This window comes from Amycolatopsis sp. cg9, from assembly GCF_041346945.1.
In the GTDB taxonomy this organism is placed as follows: Bacteria; Actinomycetota; Actinomycetes; order Mycobacteriales; family Pseudonocardiaceae; genus Amycolatopsis.
Genome location: NZ_CP166850.1, coordinates 6,045,491 through 6,065,209 on the forward strand (window position 1 = coordinate 6,045,491; position 19,719 = coordinate 6,065,209).

1 protein-coding gene is annotated in these 19,719 nt (G+C 75.5%); it reads left to right on the forward strand.

Features of this window, described 5'->3' with window-relative positions; genetic code table 11:
- Positions 1-170 precede the first annotated feature (170 nt).
- Positions 171-19,718 carry a type I polyketide synthase gene (locus AB5J73_RS28380; protein WP_370961716.1) on the forward strand — a complete coding sequence of 6,516 codons (19,548 nt, stop codon included), beginning with the start codon at positions 171-173 and terminating at the stop codon, positions 19,716-19,718.
- Position 19,719: the final 1 nt, after the last annotated feature.

Here is a 19,719-nt window from a genome sequence, read left to right on the forward strand (position 1 = left end):
CATTGGGGCGCTCGGGGTGGGCCGCTGGCCGGGGGCAAGTCTGGGGGTTTCCGGGCTGGGCGTGCGGTTGACTCCCCGGGCAAGTGGACGTTCGCTCGGCGCCGGTCCGGAGAGGAACGCCGTCGCGGTGGCGTCACCCGGGTAAGAACACGCTCACCCTGGAGATGTTTATGCCGGCCGGGTCGGATCGAGTCGTCGAAGCACTGCGCGTCGCCGTGCAGGAGAACAAGCAGCTGCGGCGCCAGAACACCACGCTGCTCGCCGCGGCGGCCGAACCGGTCGCCGTCGTCGCCATGAGCTGCCGGTACCCGGGCGGTGTGCAGTCGCCCGAGGACCTGTGGCGGCTCGTCGACGACGGCGTCGACGCCGTCACCGGGTTCCCCGAGGGGCGCGGCTGGCCGGAATCGCGGCACCAGGGTGGTTTCCTGCACCGCGCCGGGGACTTCGACCCCGCCTTCTTCGGCATTTCGCCGCGCGAGGCGCTCGCCATGGACCCGCAGCAGCGGATCGTGCTCGAGCTGGCCTGGGAGGCCTTCGAACGCGCCGGCATCGACCCGCGCGAGGTCGAGGGCGGCACCGGCGGCGTCTTCGTCGGGGCCGGGTCCATGGGGTACGGCCGCGGGCTCGCCGCGCTGCCCGACGGCGTCGAGGGCTATCTGGTCACCGGCACCGAATCCTCGGTGATCTCCGGCCGGATCGCCTACTTCTACGGCCTGGAGGGGCCCGCCGTCACCGTCGACACGGCGTGCTCGTCGTCGCTGGTCGCGGTGCACTGGGCCGCCCGGGCGCTGCGGGCGCGGGAGTGTTCCTTCGCCCTCGCCGGCGGCGTCGCCGTGATGGCCACGCCCGGTCTCTACGGCGAGTTCGACCGCCAGGGCGGCCTGGCTTCCGACGGCCGCTGCAAGTCCTTCGCCGAGGCCGCCGACGGCGCCGGGTTCTCCGAAGGCGCCGGGCTCCTGCTGCTGGAACGGCTGTCCGACGCCCGCCGCAACGGCCACGAGGTGCTCGCCGTCATCCGCGGCTCCGCGGTCAACTCCGACGGCGCGTCCAACGGCCTCACCGCGCCCAACGGCCCGTCCCAGCAGCGCGTGATCCGCCAGGCCCTGGAAAACGCCGGGCTCACCACCGACGACATCGACACCGTCGAGGCCCACGGCACCGGCACCGTGCTGGGCGACCCCATCGAGGCGCAGGCGCTGCTGGCCACCTACGGCCGCGAGCGCGCGGGCGACCCGCTGTGGCTCGGGTCGTTCAAGTCGAACGTCGGGCACACGCAGTCCGCCGCCGGCGTCGGCGGGATCATCAAGACCGTCCAGGCCATGCGCCACGGCGTCCTCCCGAAGACCCTGCACGTCGACGCGCCGACGTCCCACGTGGACTGGACGGCCGGGCGGGTCTCCCTGCTGACCGAGCCGCGGCCGTGGCCGGAGACCGGGAAACCGCGCCGCGCCGCCGTTTCGTCCTTCGGCATCAGCGGCACCAACGCGCACCTGATCCTCGAACAGCCGGTCCCCGAACCGGTCGAAGCCCCCGAGCGCCGGGAGCCGCCCGGCTACCTGTGGCCGGTGTCCGGGCGCACGCCGGACGCGCTGCGCGAGCAGGCCGCCCGGCTGCTCGCCCACCTCGACGCCCGCCCGGAGCACACCCCGCTCGACGTCGCGCACTCCCTCGCCACCACGCGCGTCGCCTTCCCGCACCGGGCCGTGGTCACCGGCGCGGGCCGCGACGAGCTGCTGACCGGCCTGCACGCGCTCGCCACCTCCGCAGCCGCTCCCGGCGTGCACACCGGCTCGGCCGGGCACCCCGGCGCGTCGGCGTTCCTGTTCACCGGCCAGGGTTCCCAGCGCGCCGACATGGGCCGGACGCTGGCTTTCCCGGCGTTCACCCGGGCGCGCGACGAGATCCTCGCGCTGCTCGACCTTCCAGGCGAGTCCACTGTGGATGAAACCGGCGTCGCGCAGCCCGCGCTGTTCGCCTTCGAGGTCGCGCTCTTCCGCCTCCTCGAATCCCTGGGCGTGCGCCCGGACTTCGTCGCCGGGCACTCGGTCGGCGAGATCGCCGCGGCCCACGTCGCCGGGGTGCTGTCCCTGCGTGACGCGGTCAAGCTCGTCACCGCCCGTGGCCGCCTGATGCAGGCGCTGCCCGCCGGCGGCGCGATGGTCGCGATCCAGGCGGCCGAAGCCGACGTCCTCCCGCTGCTCACCGCCGACGTCTCGATCGCGGCCGTCAACGGGCCGGAAGCGGTGGTCGTGTCCGGCGCCGAGGCGGCGGTGCTCGCCCTCGCCGCGCGGTTCGAAAAGACCAAGCGGCTCTCGGTGAGCCACGCGTTCCATTCGCCGCTGATGGAGCCGATGCTCGACGACTTCCGCGCGGTGCTGGACACGCTGACCTTCGCCGAACCGGCGATCCCGATGATCGCCTCCGGTGACGTGTCCACAGTGGACTATTGGGTGCGGCACGTCCGCGACGCCGTCCGCTACGCCGACACGGTCGCCGACCTGACCGGCCGCGGCGTCACCACGTTCCTCGAAGTCGGCCCGGACGCGACGCTCTCGGCGATGACCGCCGAGCTGACCGGCCCGGACACCGACTGCATCCCCACCGTGCGCCGCGGCCGCGACGAAACCGCCACCCTGCTTTCGGCGCTGGCCCGCTGGCACGTCCGCGGCGGCGCCTTCGACTGGACGGCGTGGCACGACGGCACCGGAGCCCGCGTCGTCGACGTGCCCACCTACGCCTTCCAGCGCCGCACCTACTGGCTCGAGGGCGGCACCGGCGGCGACCTCGGCCAGGCCGGGCTCGACCCGGCCGGGCACCCGCTGCTCGGGGCGGCCGTCGAGCTGCCCGAGTCCGGCGGGTTCCTGTTCGCCGGTGAGCTGTCCGTGCGGCGGCAGGCCTGGCTCGGCCAGCACGAGATCCTCGGCGCGAAACTCCTGCCCGGCACGGCGTTCCTGGAACTGTCGGGCCGGGCCGGGGCGCAGGTCGGCTGCGCCCGCGTCGAAGAGCTGACGTTCGCGGCGCCGCTCGTGCTGCCCGCGGCCGGGGGCGTGCGCGTGCAGGTCGTCGCCGGCCCGGCCGCCGAGGACGGCAGCCGCTCGGTCAGTGTGTACTCCCAGCAGGACGACGCCTGGGTGCGGCACGCCGCCGGCCGGCTCGGCGTCGGCGGCGCCCCCGCCGCGGTCCTGCCGGGGGAGTGGCCGCCCGCCGGCGCCGAACCCCTGGACCTGGCCGGCTTCTACGAAGGCCTGGCCGAGAAAGGACTCGGCTACGGCCCGGCGTTCCAAGGGCTGCGCGCGGCCTGGCGGCACGGTGACGAGATCCTGGCCGAAGTCGCGCTGCCGCCGGAACACGAAACCGAAGCCGCGTCGTTCGGCCTGCACCCGGCCCTGCTGGACGCCGTCCTGCACGCCTCCGCGTACCTCGGCCGCGATGGCCTGCCGTTCTCGTGGACCGGCGTCGGCGTGCAGCCCGCGCACGCCACCACCCTGCGCGCCCGGCTCACCCCGGTCGGCGAGAACGCCGTCGCGCTCGCCGTCACCGACCCCGCGGGCACACCGGTGCTCGCCGCCGACGCGCTGACCTTCCGCCCGGTCGCGGCCGGGGAACTGCGGGCGACCCGGCACGAATCCCTGTTCCGTCCGGTGTGGACACCCGCGCCCGCGGTCGCCGTCACGCACCCCGCCGACGACGCGGACTGGGTGGTGCTCGGCACCGGGCTGGGGTTCGCCACCCCGGCCGTCTTCCCCGACCTCGCGACCGTCCGGATCGGCGGGGTGCCGTCCGTCGTCCTCGCCCCGGTGCCGTCCGGTGACGGCGACGCGGCCGCCGCGCACGCGGCCACCTCGTGGGCCCTCGAACTGCTGCAGACGTGGATCGCGGAGCCGGACTTCGCCCGGTCGCGCCTGGTCTTCGTCACGTCCGGGGCCGTCCCGGCCGCCGACGGTGACCTCGTCGACCCGGCCGCCGCGGCGGTCTGGGGCCTGGTCCGTTCGGCGCAGGCCGAGCACCCCGAGCGGTTCGTCCTCATCGACGTGGATGAGCCGGCGCAGCTGACCGCGCCGCTGCAGCGCGTCCTCGACTCCGGCGAAACCCAGGCCGCCCTGCGCGACGGCGGGATCGTCCTGCCTCGGCTGGCGCGCCTCCCGGTCGGCGACGGCCCGGCCGCGCACTTCCCCGACGGCGCCACCGTCCTGGTCATCGGCGGCACCGGCGGGCTCGGCGCCCTCGTGGCGAAGCACCTGGTCACCGCGCACGGCGTCCGGAACCTGCTGCTGGCCGGCCGTCGCGGGCCCGACGCCCCTGGCGCGCCCGAACTCCGTGCCGAGCTGACCGCGCTCGGTGCCGAGGTCACCATCGCCGCGTGCGACGCCGCCGACCGGGACGCGCTCGCCGCGCTGCTGGCCGAGCACCCGGTCGGCGCGGTCGTGCACGCGGCCGGCGTCCTCGACGACGGTGTCGTCGAAACCCTTACCCCCGAACGCATCGCGACCGTCTTCCGCGCGAAGGTCGACGCGGCCTGGAACCTGCACGAGCTGACGGGCGACCTGGGTGCGTTCGTCCTGTTCTCCTCCGCCGCCGGTGTGCTCGGCAGCCCCGGGCAGGCCAACTACGCCGCGGCCAACGCCTACCTGGACGCCCTAGCGCAGCGGCGTCGCGCCGAAGGACTGCCGGGCCAGTCCCTGGCCTGGGGTGCCTGGGCCGGGGACGCCGGCATGGCGGCCCGGCTGTCCGACGCCGACCACCGCCGCCTCGCCGCCGCGGGCCTGCCACCGCTCGACCCGGCCCAGGGCCTGGCGCTGTTCGACGCGGCACTGTCCGAGGCCGAACCCGCCGTCCTGCCGATGCGGGTGGACACCGGCGCCCTGCGCGGCCGCCCGGGCGTCCCGGCGCTGCTGCGGTCGCTCGTGCCCGGCGGTGCCGCGCCGGGCCCGGGCCGCCCCGCGGCCGCGCTGGCCGACCGCCTCGGCGGGCTCACCGAGGCCGACCGCACCCGGGCCCTGGAAGACCTGGTCCGCGCCGAAGCCGGGCTCGTGCTCGGCTACGCGGCCACCGACACCGTCGACGGCCGGAGTGCGTTCAAGGACCTCGGCTTCGACTCGCTGACCGCCGTCGAGCTGCGCAACCGCCTCGACGCGGCGACCGGCCTGCGCCTGCCCGCCACGCTCGTCTTCGACTACCCGACACCGGAAGCGCTCGCCGCGCACCTCGGCCGCGAGCTGTCCGGCGCGGTCGCGGAGGAGACGGCGGTGACCGCGCGGCCGGTGTCCGACGACCCGATCGTCATCGTCGGCATGGGCTGCCGCTACCCGGGCGGGGTCGGCTCACCCGAAGACCTGTGGCACCTGGTCGATGCCGGCGTCGACGCGGTCTCCGGCTTCCCGGTCAACCGCGGCTGGGACGTCGAGCACCTCTACCACCCGGACCCCGACCACCCCGGTACGTCCTACACGCGCCACGGCGGGTTCCTGCACGAGGCGGGGGAGTTCGACCCGGCGTTCTTCGGGATGAGCCCGCGCGAAGCCCTGGCCACGGACTCGCAGCAGCGGCTGCTGCTCGAAGTGTCGTGGGAAGCCGTCGAGCGCGCCGGTGTCGACCCGGTGTCGCTGCGCGGCTCGCGGACCGGCGTGTTCGTCGGCGTGATGTACTCCGACTACGGGATGCTGCTGCAGGGCAGCCCGGAAGCCGAGGCCTACCAGGGCAACGGCAGCGCGCCGAGCGTCGCCTCCGGCCGGATCGCCTACACGATGGGCCTCGAAGGCCCGACCGTCACCGTCGACACCGCGTGTTCGTCGTCGCTGGTCGCCCTGCACTGGGCCGCGCAGGCCCTGCGCCAGGGGGAGTGCTCGCTCGCGCTGGCCGGCGGGGTCACGGTCATGTCGACGCCCGGCTCGTTCGTCGCCTCCAGCCGCCAGCGCGGGATCGCCGCCGACGGCCGCTGCAAGTCCTTTTCGGACACCGCCGACGGCGTCGGCTGGTCCGAAGGCGCCGGGATCCTGGTGCTGGAGCGGATGTCGGACGCGCGCCGCAACGGCCACGAGATCCTGGCCGTGCTGCGCGGCTCCGCGGTCAACTCCGACGGCGCGTCCAACGGCCTGACCGCGCCGAACGGCCCGTCGCAGCAACGCGTGATCCGCCAAGCGCTCGCCGCTTCCGGTCTGTCCACTTCGGATGTCGACGTCGTCGAGGCGCACGGCACCGGGACCACGCTGGGCGACCCGATCGAAGCGCAGGCCTTGCTCGCGACCTACGGACAGGACCGGGAAAACCCGCTGCTGCTCGGCTCGATCAAGTCCAACATCGGGCACGCCCAGGCCGCCGCGGGGGTCGCCGGGATCATCAAGGTGATCCAGGCGATGCGCAACGACACGCTGCCGCGCACGCTGCACGTCACCGAACCGTCGACGCACGTCGAGTGGGCCGCCGGCAACGTCGAGCTGCTCACCGACGCACGGCCGTGGCCCGCCGAAGCCGGTCGCCCGCGCCGCGCCGGTGTCTCGTCGTTCGGCATCAGCGGCACCAACGCCCACGCGATCATCGAAGAACCGCCCGTCGTCATCCCGGCCCGCGACGAGGCCGAGCGCGAGCTGCCGTGCGTCCCGCTGGTGCTCAGCGGCCGCACGCCGGAAGCCCTGCGCGACCAGGCGGCCCGGCTCCGGGACGTCGACGCGGACCCGATCGACCTCGGGTACTCCCTGGCCACGACGCGCTCGGCGTTCGACCACCGCGCCGTCGTCTTCGCCCCCGAAGGGCTCGCCGCGCTCGCCGAAGGCCGCCCGTCGCCACTGGTCACCGCGGGCGAGGCGAAGGGCGTGCCGAAGGTCGCGTTCGTCTTCACCGGCCAGGGCGCGCAGCGGCCCGGCATGACCCGCGGCCTCTACGACACCTTCCCGGCGTTCGCCACCGCGCTCGACGCCGTCCTCGACCGCCTCGATCCGCGGGTGCGCGAAGTCCTCTGGGGCGAGGACGCGGAAGCGTTGTCCCGCACCGGGTTCGCGCAGCCGGCGTTGTTCGCGGTCGAGGTCGCGCTCGTGCGGCTGCTGTCCGCGTGGGGCGTCCGGCCGGACTTCGTCGGCGGCCACTCGGTCGGCGAGATCGCCGCCGCGCACGTCGCCGGGGTGCTGTCGCTGGACGACGCGTGCGCGCTGGTCACGGCCCGCGCGTCGCTGATGCAGGACCTCGAGCCGGGCGGCGCGATGGTCGCCGTCCGCGCCACCGAAGCCGAAGTCGCGCCCCACCTGAGCGAAGAAGTTTCGCTCGCGGCGGTCAACGGCCCGGACTCGGTCGTGCTGTCCGGAGTGGAGAGCGCAGTGCTCGCCGCGGCGGAGCACTTCGCCGACACCAAGCGGCTCACCGTGTCGCACGCGTTCCACTCGCCGCTGATGGACCCGATGCTGCCCGCGTTCCGGGACGCCATCGCCGGGCTCGCCTTCGAATCGCCCGCTGTCCCGATGATCGCCGAGGGGGACGTCACCGACCCGGAACGCTGGGTCGCGCACGTCCGGGAACCGGTGCGGTTCGCCGACACCGCCGAGCAGCTGCGCGGGACCGGCCTGATCGTCGAAATCGGCCCGGACGCGGTCCTGTCCGCGATGACCGGCGGCATCCCGGTGGCCCGCCGCGGCCGCGACGACGTCGAGACCTTGGTCGGCGCCATCGGGAAGCTGCACGTCTCCGGCGTCCGGATCGACTGGTCCGCCTTCTTCGCCGGGACCGGCGCCCGCCGGGTTCCGCTGCCCACGTACGCGTTCCAGCACGAGTGGTTCTGGCCCTCGGCCGCCGCACCCACCGGCGAGACGGCCGACGCCGAGTTCTGGGCCGCCGTCGACCGGGGCGACGCCGCGGGACTGGCCGCGCGGCTCGACGTCGACGACGCTTCGGTGGGTGCGCTGCTGCCCGCGTTGTCCTCCTACCGCCGTTCGCGCCACGAAGAGTCCGTTGTGGACAGATGGCGCCACAAGGCGACGTGGGTCCCGGTCGCCGCGGCCCGGCCCGGCAGCGGATCGTGGCTCGTGGTAGTCCCGGCCGCGCTGGCCGACGACCCGTGGGTCACCACCGTCGCCGGGTACTTCGACGGCGAGCCCGTGGTCTTCGACGGCACCATCGCCGACCGCCTGCGCGACCGAGAGTTCGACCACGTCCTTTCCCTGCTGGCCCTGGACGAAACCGGCTTCCCCGGCGTCCCGGCCGGGCTCGCCACCACGGCCGCGCTGCTGCAGGCCCTCGGGAACACCCCGCTGTGGTGCGTGACCCGCGAGGCCGTCGCGGTGGCGCCCGGTGACCCGGTGGCCCGGCCCGCGCAGGCCGCCGTGTGGGGTCTCGGCCGCACCGCCGCACTCGAACTCCCGCAGCGCTGGGGCGGTCTCGTCGACCTGCCCGGCGAACTGGACGCCGAGGTGCCCCGGCGGCTCGCCGCCGCGCTGACTGGCGACGGCGGTGAAGACCAGCTCGCGATCCGCGCGGCCGGGCTGTTCGGCCGGCGGGTCGTCGCCGCGCCCCCGGCACCGGGCCGCGTCCCCGAGCCCGGCGGCGGGACCACCCTCATCACCGGCGGCACCGGCGCCCTCGGTGCCGCGATCGCCCGCCGGCTCGCGAAGACCGGCCGGACCCTGGTGCTGCTCAGCCGCCGCGGGCCCGACGCTCCCGGTGCGCGCGAACTCCGCGAAGAACTCACCGCCCTCGGCGCCGACGTCACCATCACCGCGTGCGACGCCGCCGACCGGGCGGCCCTCGCCGCCGTGCTGGCGGACGTGCCGGACCTGACCGACGTCGTCCACACCGCCGGGGTCCTCGACGACGGCGTCCTCGACACCCTCACCCCGGACCGCTTCGAAGCCGGGTACCGCGCCAAGGCCGAGGCCGCGTGGAACCTGCACGAACTGACCGCCGACCTGCGCGGCTTCGTGCTGTTCTCCTCCGTCGCGGGCACCTTCGGCTCGGCCGGCCAGGCGGCTTACGCGGCGGCGAACGCCTCCCTCGACGCCCTCGCCGAGCACCGCCGCGGGCTCGGCCTGCCCGCGACGTCCATCGCCTGGGGCCCGTGGGCAGGCGGCGGCATGCTCGCCGCCGACCCGGGCGTGGCCGAGCGCGCCCGCCGCGGCGGTCTCAACCCCCTGGACCCGGAACGCGCGGCCGCCGCGCTGGACCGGGCACTGGCGGACACCACCGTCGTCGTCGCCGACATCGACTGGACCCGCTACGCGCACGTGCTGCGTCGCGGCCCGCTGCTCAGCGGCATCCCGGCCGCGGCGCGCGTCGAAGCCCCGCGCGGGGACGAAGAACTGCGCGCCCGGCTCGCGGCCGTCCCCGAGGACGACCGGTTCGACTTCCTGCTCGGGCTGCTGCTGGAGCAGGTCGCGGTGGTGCTCGGCCACAGCGGCACCGGGGGAGTGGCACCCGACCGTGCGTTCCGCGACCTCGGCTTCGACTCGCTCACCGCCGTCGAGCTGCGCAACGTCGTCGCGCTGGCGACCGGCCTCGACCTGCCGCCGTCGCTGGTGTTCGACCACCCGACGCCCGAGATCCTCACCCGCCACCTGCTGGGCGAGCTGGCCGGGACGCTGGCCGAGACCACCGCACCGGTGCGCGCGGCGGCCGACGACGACCCGATCGTCATCGTCGGCATGGGCTGCCGGTTCCCCGGTGGCGTCCGCGGCCCCGAAGACTTCTGGCGGCTGCTTTCCGGTGGCGAGGACGGCATCACCGGCTTCCCCGAGGACCGCGGCTGGGACCTCGCCACCCTCGCCTCCGGCTACGAGTACGCGCTCACCGGCGGCTTCCTCGACGGCGTCACCGACTTCGACGCCGATTTCTTCGGCATCTCGCCCCGCGAGGCGCTGGCGATGGACCCGCAGCAGCGGCTGCTGCTCGAAGTCTCCTGGGAGGCCCTCGAGCGCGCCGGGATCGACCCGGCGACGCTGCACGGCGGCGACACCGGTGTGTTCGTCGGCACCAACGGCCAGGACTACGGCAGCCTGCTCGCCACCTCCGGCGAGGACGTCCAGGGCCACCTGGCCACCGGCACCACCGCCAGTGTCCTTTCCGGACGGTTGTCCTACACGCTCGGGCTGGAAGGGCCTTCGGTCACCGTCGACACCGCGTGCTCGTCGTCGATGGTCGCGCTGCACTGGGCCGCGCAGGCCCTCCGCCGCGGCGAGTGCGCGACCGCGCTGGCCGGTGGCGTCACGGTCATGGCCACGCCGAACTCCTTCGCCGAGTTCGCCCGCCAGGGCGGCCTCGCCGCCGACGGCCGCTGCAAGCCGTTCGCCGACGGCGCCGACGGCACCGGCTGGTCCGAAGGCGCAGGCATCCTCGTCGTCGAACGGCTTTCGACCGCGCGGGCGCAGGGACACCCGGTGCTCGCCGTGGTCCGCGGCACCGCCGTCAACTCCGACGGTGCGTCCAACGGCCTCACCGCCCCCAACGGCCCCGCCCAGCAACGCGTGATCCGCCAGGCACTCGCCGACGCCGGACTGTCCACATCGGACGTCGACGCGGTCGAGGCGCACGGCACCGGCACGGTGCTCGGCGACCCGATCGAAGCGCAGGCGCTGCTGGCCACCTACGGCCGCGACCGCGAGGAACCGCTGTGGCTGGGCGCCGTCAAGTCCAACCTCGGCCACACCCAGGCCGCGGCCGGGGTCGCCGGGATCATCAAGATGGTGCTCGCCCTGCGGCACGGGGAGCTGCCGAAGACGTTGCACGTCGACGAGCCGTCGAGCCGCGTCGACTGGACCGCGGGCGAGGTCCGGGTGCTCACCGAGCACCGCGCCTGGCCGGAATCCGGGCGCCCGCGCCGCGCGGGTGTCTCGTCGTTCGGGCTCAGCGGCACCAACGCGCACGCGATCCTCGAACAGGCCCCGGTTTTCGACGACGTCGTCGCCGAAGAACCCGCGACCGCGCCGCTGCTGCTGTCCGCGCGCACCCCGGAAGCGTTGTCCGCGCAGGCCGCCCAGCTGCACGCGCTGCTCAGCGACCGCGCTCCGGCGGGGATCGCCCGGGCGCTCGCCACCACCCGCACCGCGTTCCCGTACCGCGCGGCGATCGTCGGTGACCCCCTCGGGCAGCTGGCCGCGCTCGCCGAGACACCTGTTGTGACTCCCGCGCGGGCTCGCGCCAAGACCGCGTTCGTCTTCGCGGGTCAGGGCGCGCAACGGCCGGGCATGGGCGCCGAGCTGTACCGGCGCTTCCCGGTGTTCGCCCAAGCCTTCGACGCCGTGTGCGCCCACCTCGGCGAGGAACTGCGAGACGTCGTCTTCGCCCAGGACGGCACGCGGCTGGACCGCACCGACTGGACGCAACCGGCGACGTTCGCCCTCGGCGTCGCGCAGTACCGGCTGCTGGAGTCCTTCGGGGTCAAGCCGTCCTGGCTCGCCGGGCACTCGGTCGGCGAGATCGCCGCCGTGCACGTCGCCGGGGTGCTGTCCCTCGAGGACGCGTGCACGCTCGTCGCCGCCCGCGGCCGCCTGATGGCCGCGCTCCCGGCCGGCGGCGCGATGGCCGCGGTCCGCGCCCCCGAAGCCGAAGTCCGCGAATTCCTCGTGGACGGCGTGACGATCGCCGCGGTCAACGGGCCCGCGGCGATCGTGGTCGCGGGGACCGAAGCCGCCGTCACCCGGACCACCGACGCGCTGGCCGCAGCCGGGCACCACGTCCGGCGCCTCGCGGTCAGCCACGCGTTCCACTCGCCGCTGATGGACCCGATGCTCGAGGACTTCGCCGAAGTGCTGGCGGGCCTGGAGTTCGGCGAGCCGCGGCTGCCGATCGTGTCCACGGTGACCGGTGAACTCGCCGACCTGAGGACGCCGGAGTACTGGCTCGCGCACGTCCGCGAGCCGGTCCGCTTCGCCGACGCCGTGCGCGTGCTCGGCGAACTGGGCGCCGCCGCCGTCGTCGAGCTGGGCCCGGACGGGTCCCTGTCCGCCGCCGCGAGCGAAGTCCTCGGCTCCGGCGTCGCCTGCGTCCCGCTGCTGCGCCGCGACCAGGCCGAGGAGACCGCGTTCGTGACGGCGCTGGGCCGGCTGCACGTCGCCGGGGTGCGGGTCGGCTGGCCCGCGTTCTTCGGCCCGGCCGGCGGGCCCGGCCCGGAGCTGCCGACCTACCCGTTCCAGCGCGAACGCCACTGGCCGCGCACCTCCGGCGCGGTCCCCGGCGACCTCGGCTCCGCCGGCCTCGACGCCGCCCGGCACCCGCTGCTCGGCGCGGGCGTCGAGCTCCCGGACTCCGGCGGGTTCCTCTTCACCGCCCGGCTTTCGCTGCGCACGCAGCCGTGGCTTGCCGACCACTTCGTGCTCGGCGCGGCCTTGCTGCCCGGCACGGCTTACCTCGACCTCGCGATCCGCGCGGCCGACCGGGCGGGCTGCGACCGCGTCGACGAGCTGACCCTCGAAGTCCCGCTGGTCCTGCCGGCCGAAGGCGCGGTGCGGCTGCAGGTCGTCGTCGGCCCGGCCGGTCCCGCGGGCGACCGCGCCCTGGCCGTGTACTCGAGCCCGGCCGGCGGCGGCGAGCAGCCGTGGACGCGGCACGCGAGCGGTCGCCTCGGCACCGGCACGGCCACCCCGGACGACTCGGCCGCTTGGCCGCCTCCGGAAGCCGAAGCCGTGGCCCTGGAGGGGTTCTACGAGCGGCTCGCCTCGGGCGGGTTCGGCTACGGGCCGCTGTTCCGCGGGCTCAAGGCCGTCTGGCGCACCCCCGGGGCGGTGTACGCCGACGTCGTGCTGCCCGAGGAGGCCGAGCGGGACGCGGCCGCGTTCGGGCTGCACCCGGCGTTGCTGGACGCGGTCCTGCACGCCGCCGAGCACGCCGGACTGACCGATGTGGACGGGGGACGGCTCCCGTTCGCCTGGAGCGGCGTCACGCTGCACGCGGGTGGCGCGGCGGTCGTGCGGGCCAAGCTGACCCGGCTCGGCGAGGACTCCGTCGCCATCGAGCTGCGGGACGCGGCCGGCGACCCGGTGGCGTCGGTCGGCTCGCTCGTGCTGCGCCCCGCGGCCCCGGCCCGGACCCAGCCCGTCGACTCGCTCTACCGCCTGGACTGGGTCCCGATCCCACGGCCGGCCGAGGAAGCCGAGTTCGTCGTCCACCACGTCCCGGCGGGCGGGCCCGGCGGGGTGCGCGGCGCGACCGCCGACGCGCTCGCCGTGCTGCAGTCCTCTGAAGACAACCAGCTGGTGTTCGTCACGTCCGGAATGGACGATCCCGCCGCCGCGGCCGTCTGGGGCCTCGTGCGCTCGGCGCAGCGCGAACACCCGGGCCGGTTCTTCCTGTCCGATGTGGACGAGCACCCCGGGTCGCTCGCCGCGCTGCCCGCCGTCGTGGCGTCCGGCGAACCGCAGACGATCGTGCGCGGCGGCGAGATCAGCGTCGCCCGGATCGCCCGCGTGCCGTACGCCGACGACGTCGTCCCGCCGAAGTGGGACGAAGGCACCGTGCTCATCACCGGCGGCACCGGCGGGCTCGGCGCCACGCTCGCCCGCCACCTGGTGACCACCCACGGCGCCCGGCGGCTCCTGCTGGTCAGCCGCCGCGGCGCGAACGCCCCCGGCGCGGACGAACTGATCGCCGACCTGACCGCGGCCGGTGCCGAGGTCGACGTCGCCGCGGCCGACGTCGCCGACCGCGCCGAACTGGCCCGCGTGCTGGACGGCGTCGACCTGTCCGCCGTCGTCCACACCGCTGGTGTCCTCGACGACGGCATCCTCGGCTCGCTCACCCCCGAGCGGCTCGACACCGTGCTGGCGCCCAAGTTCGACGCCGCCTGGCACCTCGACGAGCTGACCCGCCACCTCGACCTGACCGCGTTCGTCGTCTACTCCTCGGTCGCCGGCACGTTCGGCGCGGCCGGGCAGGCGAACTACACCGCGGCCAACGCGGCCGTCGACGCGCTCGTCCGGCGCCGCCGGGCCCGCGGGCAGCAGGCGCTTTCCCTCGGCTGGGGCGCGTGGTCGCGGGCCGGCGGCATGACCGCCACCCTCACCGACGCCGACCTGCGGCGGATGGCCGCCACCGGCCTGCCCGCGCTCGAACCGGAACACGCCCTCGCGCTGTTCGACGCGGCCTGCGCGAGCGGCCTCGACACCGTCCTGCCGGTCCGCCTCGACTTCGCCGCGCTCAGCGCCCTGCCCGAGGTCACGCACCTGCTGCGCGGCCTGGTCCGCACCCCCGCCCGGCAGCCGGCGGCCAACCTGCCGCGCCTGGACGGCCCGCTCCTCGGCCTCACCGGCGCCGAACGGTCCCGCGCCGTGCTCGACCTCGTCCGCGCCCAGGTCGCCGCCGTCCTCGGGCACACCGGCACCGCCGGGGTCGCCGCCGACCGCCCGTTCCGCGAACTCGGCTTCGACTCGCTCACCGCGGTCGAACTGCGCAACCGGCTCGACGCGGCGACCGGGCTGCGGCTGCCCGCCACCCTCACGTTCGACTACCCGACCCCGGCCGAGCTGGCCGCGTTCCTGCTCGGCGAGGTCGACGTCCCCGAGCCGGTCACCCCGGCGGCCGCGGTCGACGGCGACCCGATCGTCATCGTCGGCATGGGCTGCCGCTACCCCGGCGGTGTCGGCTCGCCGGAAGACCTGTGGACCCTGGTGGACCAGGGCGTCGACGCCGTCACCGACTTCCCGGCCGACCGCGGCTGGGACGTCGACGGCCTCTACCACCCGGACCCCGACCACCCGGGCACGTCCTACACGCGCAGCGGCGGGTTCCTGCACGAGGCCGGGGAGTTCGACCCGGCGTTCTTCGGGATGAGCCCCCGCGAGGCCCTCGCGACCGACTCCCAGCAGCGGCTGCTGCTGGAGGTCTCCTGGGAGGCCGTCGAGCGGACCGGCGTCGACCCGCGTTCGCTGCGCGGCTCGCGCACCGGCGTGTTCGTCGGCGTGATGTACTCCGACTACGGGCTGCTGCTGCAGGGCAGTCCCGACACCGAGGGCTACCAGGGCAACGGCAGCGCGCCGAGCGTCGCCTCCGGCCGGGTCGCCTACGCGTTCGGGCTGGAGGGCCCGACGCTGACCGTCGACACGGCGTGTTCGTCGTCGCTCGTCGCCCTGCACCTCGCGGCCCGCGCGCTGCAGAACGGGGAGTGCTCCCTCGCGCTCGCCGGCGGTGTCACGGTGATGTCGACGCCGAGCACCTTCATCGGCTTCAGCCGGCAGCGCGGCCTGTCCGCCGACGGCCGCTGCAAGTCCTTTTCGGACAGCGCCGACGGCGTCGGCTGGTCCGAGGGCGCCGGGATCCTGGTGCTGGAGCGGATGTCCGACGCGAAACGCAACGGTCACGAGATCCTCGCCGTCGTCCGCGGCAGCGCGGTGAACTCCGACGGCGCGTCCAACGGTCTCACCGCGCCGAACGGCCCGGCCCAGCAACGCGTGATCCGCCAGGCCCTCGCCGCGGCCGGTCTGTCCACTTCGGACATCGACGTCGTCGAGGCGCACGGCACCGGGACCACCCTCGGTGACCCGATCGAAGCCCAGGCACTGCTGGCCACCTACGGCCGTGACCGGGACGAGCCCCTGCTGCTCGGGTCGATCAAGTCGAACCTCGGGCACACCCAGGCCGCGTCCGGCGTCGCCGGGATCATCAAGGTGGTGCAGGCCATGCGCGCAGGCTCGCTGCCGCGGACCCTGCACGTCACCGAGCCGTCCACGCACGTCGACTGGTCGGGCGGTGCGATCGAGCTGCTCACCGAGCCGCGGGCCTGGCCCGACCGCGGCCGTCCGCGCCGCGCCGCCGTGTCGTCGTTCGGGATCAGCGGCACCAACGCCCACACCGTCCTCGAAGCGCCGCCGGCCGCGCCGGTCCCACCGCGCGCCGCACCGGCGCCGTCGCCGCTGGCTTGGCCGTTGTCCGCGCGCACCCCGGAAGCGCTGCGGGAGCAGGCTTCCCGGCTGCTCGCGCACCTCGCCGGGCACCGCGACGCGAGCCCGGCCGACATCGGGTTCGCGCTGGCCACCACCCGGACGCAGTTCGCCGAACGCGCGGTCGTCACCGGCGGCACCCGCACCGACCTGGAGACCCGCCTGGCGGTGCTGGCCCGCGGCGGCAGCGTCCCCGGGCTGGTCACCGGGACGGCGGGGGAGCAGGTCGCCGCGTTCCTCTTCGCCGGGCAGGGCAGCCAGCGCGCCGGCATGGGCCGCGACCTCCACGAGCGCTTCCCGGTGTTCGCCGAAGCGCTCGACACCGTCCTCGCGCGGCTCGACCGGGAGCTGGACCGCCCGCTGCGCGAGCTGCTCTTCGCCGAGGAGGCGGGAGCGCTCGACGAGACGCAATACGCGCAGCCCGCGCTGTTCGCCTTCGAAGTCGCGCTGTACCACCTGGTCCGCTCGTGGGGGGTGACGCCGGAGTACCTGGCCGGGCATTCGATCGGCGAGATCGCCGCCGCGCACGTCGCCGGGGTGTTCACCCTCGACGACGCCTGCACGCTGGTCGCCGCGCGCGGCCGGCTGATGCAGCAGCTGCCCGGGGGCGGCGCGATGATCGCCGTGCAGGCCACCGAAGCCGAGGTCCGGCCGCTGCTGGCCGGCCGCGAGGACGAGGTCGCGCTGGCCGCGGTCAACGGCCCGGCGTCGGTCGTGGTGTCCGGCGCCGCCGGCCGGGTCGAGGAGATCGCCGCGCACTTCGCCGCCGACGACCGCAAGACCCGGCGGCTGCGCGTCAGCCACGCCTTCCACTCGCCGCTGATGACCCCGATGCTCGACGACTTCCGCAAGGTCGTCGCCGGGCTGACCGCGGCCGAGCCGCGGGTCCCGATCGTCTCGACGGTCACCGGCGACCTGGTCACGGCGTCGACGCTGGCTTCGGCCGAGCACTGGGCCGAGCAGGTCTGGCGGCCGGTGCTGTTCGGCCCGGCCGTGCGGCGGCTGACCGAGCTGGGGGTCACCGCGTTCGCCGAGATCGGCCCCGACGCCACGGTGTCCGCGATGGCCGCGGAGTCCCTCGGCGCGCGGGACGTCGCGGTCCCGTTCCTGCGCCGCGACCGGTCCGAAGCCGACGCGGTCGTCGAGGCCCTCGGCCGGCTGCACGTCGCCGGGGTCGCCCTCGACTGGCCCGCGGTGTGCGGCCCGGACGTGCGGGTCGTGCCGCTGCCCACCTACGCCTTCCAGCACCAGTGGATCTGGCCGGGCGGCGGCCTTTCCCAGGCCGGCGACGTCTCCGCGGCCGGGCTCTGGGCGGCCGGGCACCCGCTGGTCGGTGCCGCGGTCGAGCTGCCGGACTCCGGCGGCCTGCTGTTCACCGGACGCCTCTCGCTCGCCGCCCAGCCGTGGCTGGCCGGGCACACCGTCGGCGGGGCCGTGGTGGTCCCCGGCACGGCGCTGCTGGAGCTGGCCGTGCGCGCCGGCGACCAGGCCGGCTGCCCGCGCGTCGACGAACTGACGCTGGAGGCGCCGCTGGTCGTCCCGGACGGCGGCCGGGTTGTCGTCCAGGTCGCCGTCAGCGGCGCGGAGGACGGCGTCCGCACCCTGCGCGTCTACTCCCGCGACGAAGGCGAGCCAGGTGCGGCCTGGACCCGGCACGCGAGCGGCACGCTGGTGTCCGCTGTGGACGAACCGGCCGCCGCTTGGCCCGAGTGGCCACCGGCGGGTGCGGAAGCCGTTGCCCTGGAAGGCTTCTACGACACGATGGCCGACCGCGGCCTCGGGTACGGCCCGATGTTCCAGGGCCTGACCCGGGCCTGGCGGCACGACGGCGACGTCTACGCCGAGGTCGCCCTGGCCGAGGACGACCACGACACGGCCGCGCGGTTCGTCGTCCACCCCGCCCTGCTGGACTCCGCGCTGCACGCCGCGTCGCTGCTGGAGGTCGGGGGCGGCCTGCCGTTCAGCTGGTCCGGCGCCGCGTTCCTCGCCTCCGGCGCGACTTCGCTCCGGGTCCGGCTCCGGCCGGTCGACGGCGCGGTCGAGGTCACCGCGACCACGCCGGACGGCACCCCGGTCGTCGCCGTCCGCTCGCTGGCGCTGCGGGCCGTGCCCACCTTGGCGTCCCCGGCGCCGACCGGATATCGGCTCATCTGGCCCGCTCTGCCCGAAGTCCCGCTGCCACCCGGCACATCCCCGGTGACGTTGCTCCGGGTGCCTTCCGCGGAGGGACCGGTCCCGGCCGCCGTCCGCGCGGTCACGGCCCAGGTGCTGGCGGACGTCCAGCGTGCGCTCGCCGACGAGCCGACCCTCGTGGTCGTCACTCGCAACGGCGTCGCGGTCGAGCCGGCCGAGCACGTCGACCTCGCCCACGCCGCCGTCTGGGGCCTGCTGCGCGCGGCCCAGCTGGAGAACCCGGGCCGGATCGTCCTCGTCGACTCGGACACCGGCGAAGTCCCGGAGACAGCCCTCGCGGCCGCCCTCGCGGCCGCCGAACCCCAGGTCGCCCTGCGCGCCGGTCACCTCCACACCGCCCGGCTCGCCCCCGCACTTTCACGTGAAAGTGCCGACCTGGGCCCCGCACTTTCACGTGAAAGTGCGGCGTCCTGGGAGCCGGACGGGACCGTGCTGATCACCGGCGGGACCGGTGGGCTGGGTGCGGTCTTCGCCCGGCATCTCGCCGGACGCGGGGTGCGGCACCTGCTGCTGCTCGGCCGCCGCGGCGAGGACGCGCCCGGTGCCGGTGACCTCGTCGCCGAACTGGCGGAGCTGGGCGCGCGAGCCCGGGTCGTGGCCTGCGACGTCAGTGACCGGGACGCGCTCGCGAAGGTCCTGGAAGAGGTCGAGCCGACCGCGGTCGTGCACGCGGCGGGCGTCCTCGACGACGGCGTCCTCGGGGCCCTGACCCCGGAACGCCTGGACACCGTCTTCGCCCCCAAGGTCGACGCGGCCTGGCACCTGCACGAACTCACCGCACCCGGCACCCGGCTGGTCTTCTTCTCCTCGATCGCGGGCACCCTCGGCGCGGCGGGCCAGGCCAACTACGCTGCCGCCAACGCCTTCCTCGACGCGCTCGCCCACCAGCGAGCCGCCGAGGGCAAGGCCGGGGTCTCGATCGCCTGGGGTGCGTGGAGCACCGGCATGGCCGGCGCGCTCACCGACGCCGAACTGGCCCGGATGCACCGTTCCGGCCTGCCGCCACTGTCCACGGCGGACGGTGTCGCACTGTTCGACGCCGCACTGGACACCGGCTCGCCCGCGGTCGCGGCCCTGCGGCTCGACCTCGCCGTGCTGCGCGGCCAGGACCCGCTCCTGCCCGCCCTGCGCGGCCTGGTCACCACCACGCCGAGGCGCACCACCGCCGCCGAGCCCGGCGGCGACCTGGCCGCCCGGTTGGCCCCGCTGCCGGCCGAAGAACGGCTCCCGGTCACGATCGGGCTGGTCGGCAAGCAGGTCGAGGCCGTGCTCGGGCACGACGGCACGATCGGGGCCGACGTCAGCTTCACCGACCTCGGCTTCGACTCGCTGACGTCGGTCGAGCTGCGCAACCGCCTGGAAGCCCGCACCGGCCTGCGGCTGCCCGCGACGCTCGTCTTCGACCACCCGACGATCACCCGGGTCGCCGAGTTCCTCGTCGCCGCCGCGCTCGGGGACGGCGCCGCCGCCCGCCCGGCGCTGGCCGAGATCGAGAAGCTGGAAAGCCTGCTGTCGGCCGTGGCCGCCGACGACGACGCCCGGGCGGCGATCACCGTGCGGCTGCAAGCCCTGCTCGTCAAGTGGACCGGACCCGGCGACGCGGGGGAGACCCCGGCCGCCGGCGCGCTGGGCGCCGACGAGCTCCTCGCGTTCATCGACAACGATCTGGGGGTGAAGTGAC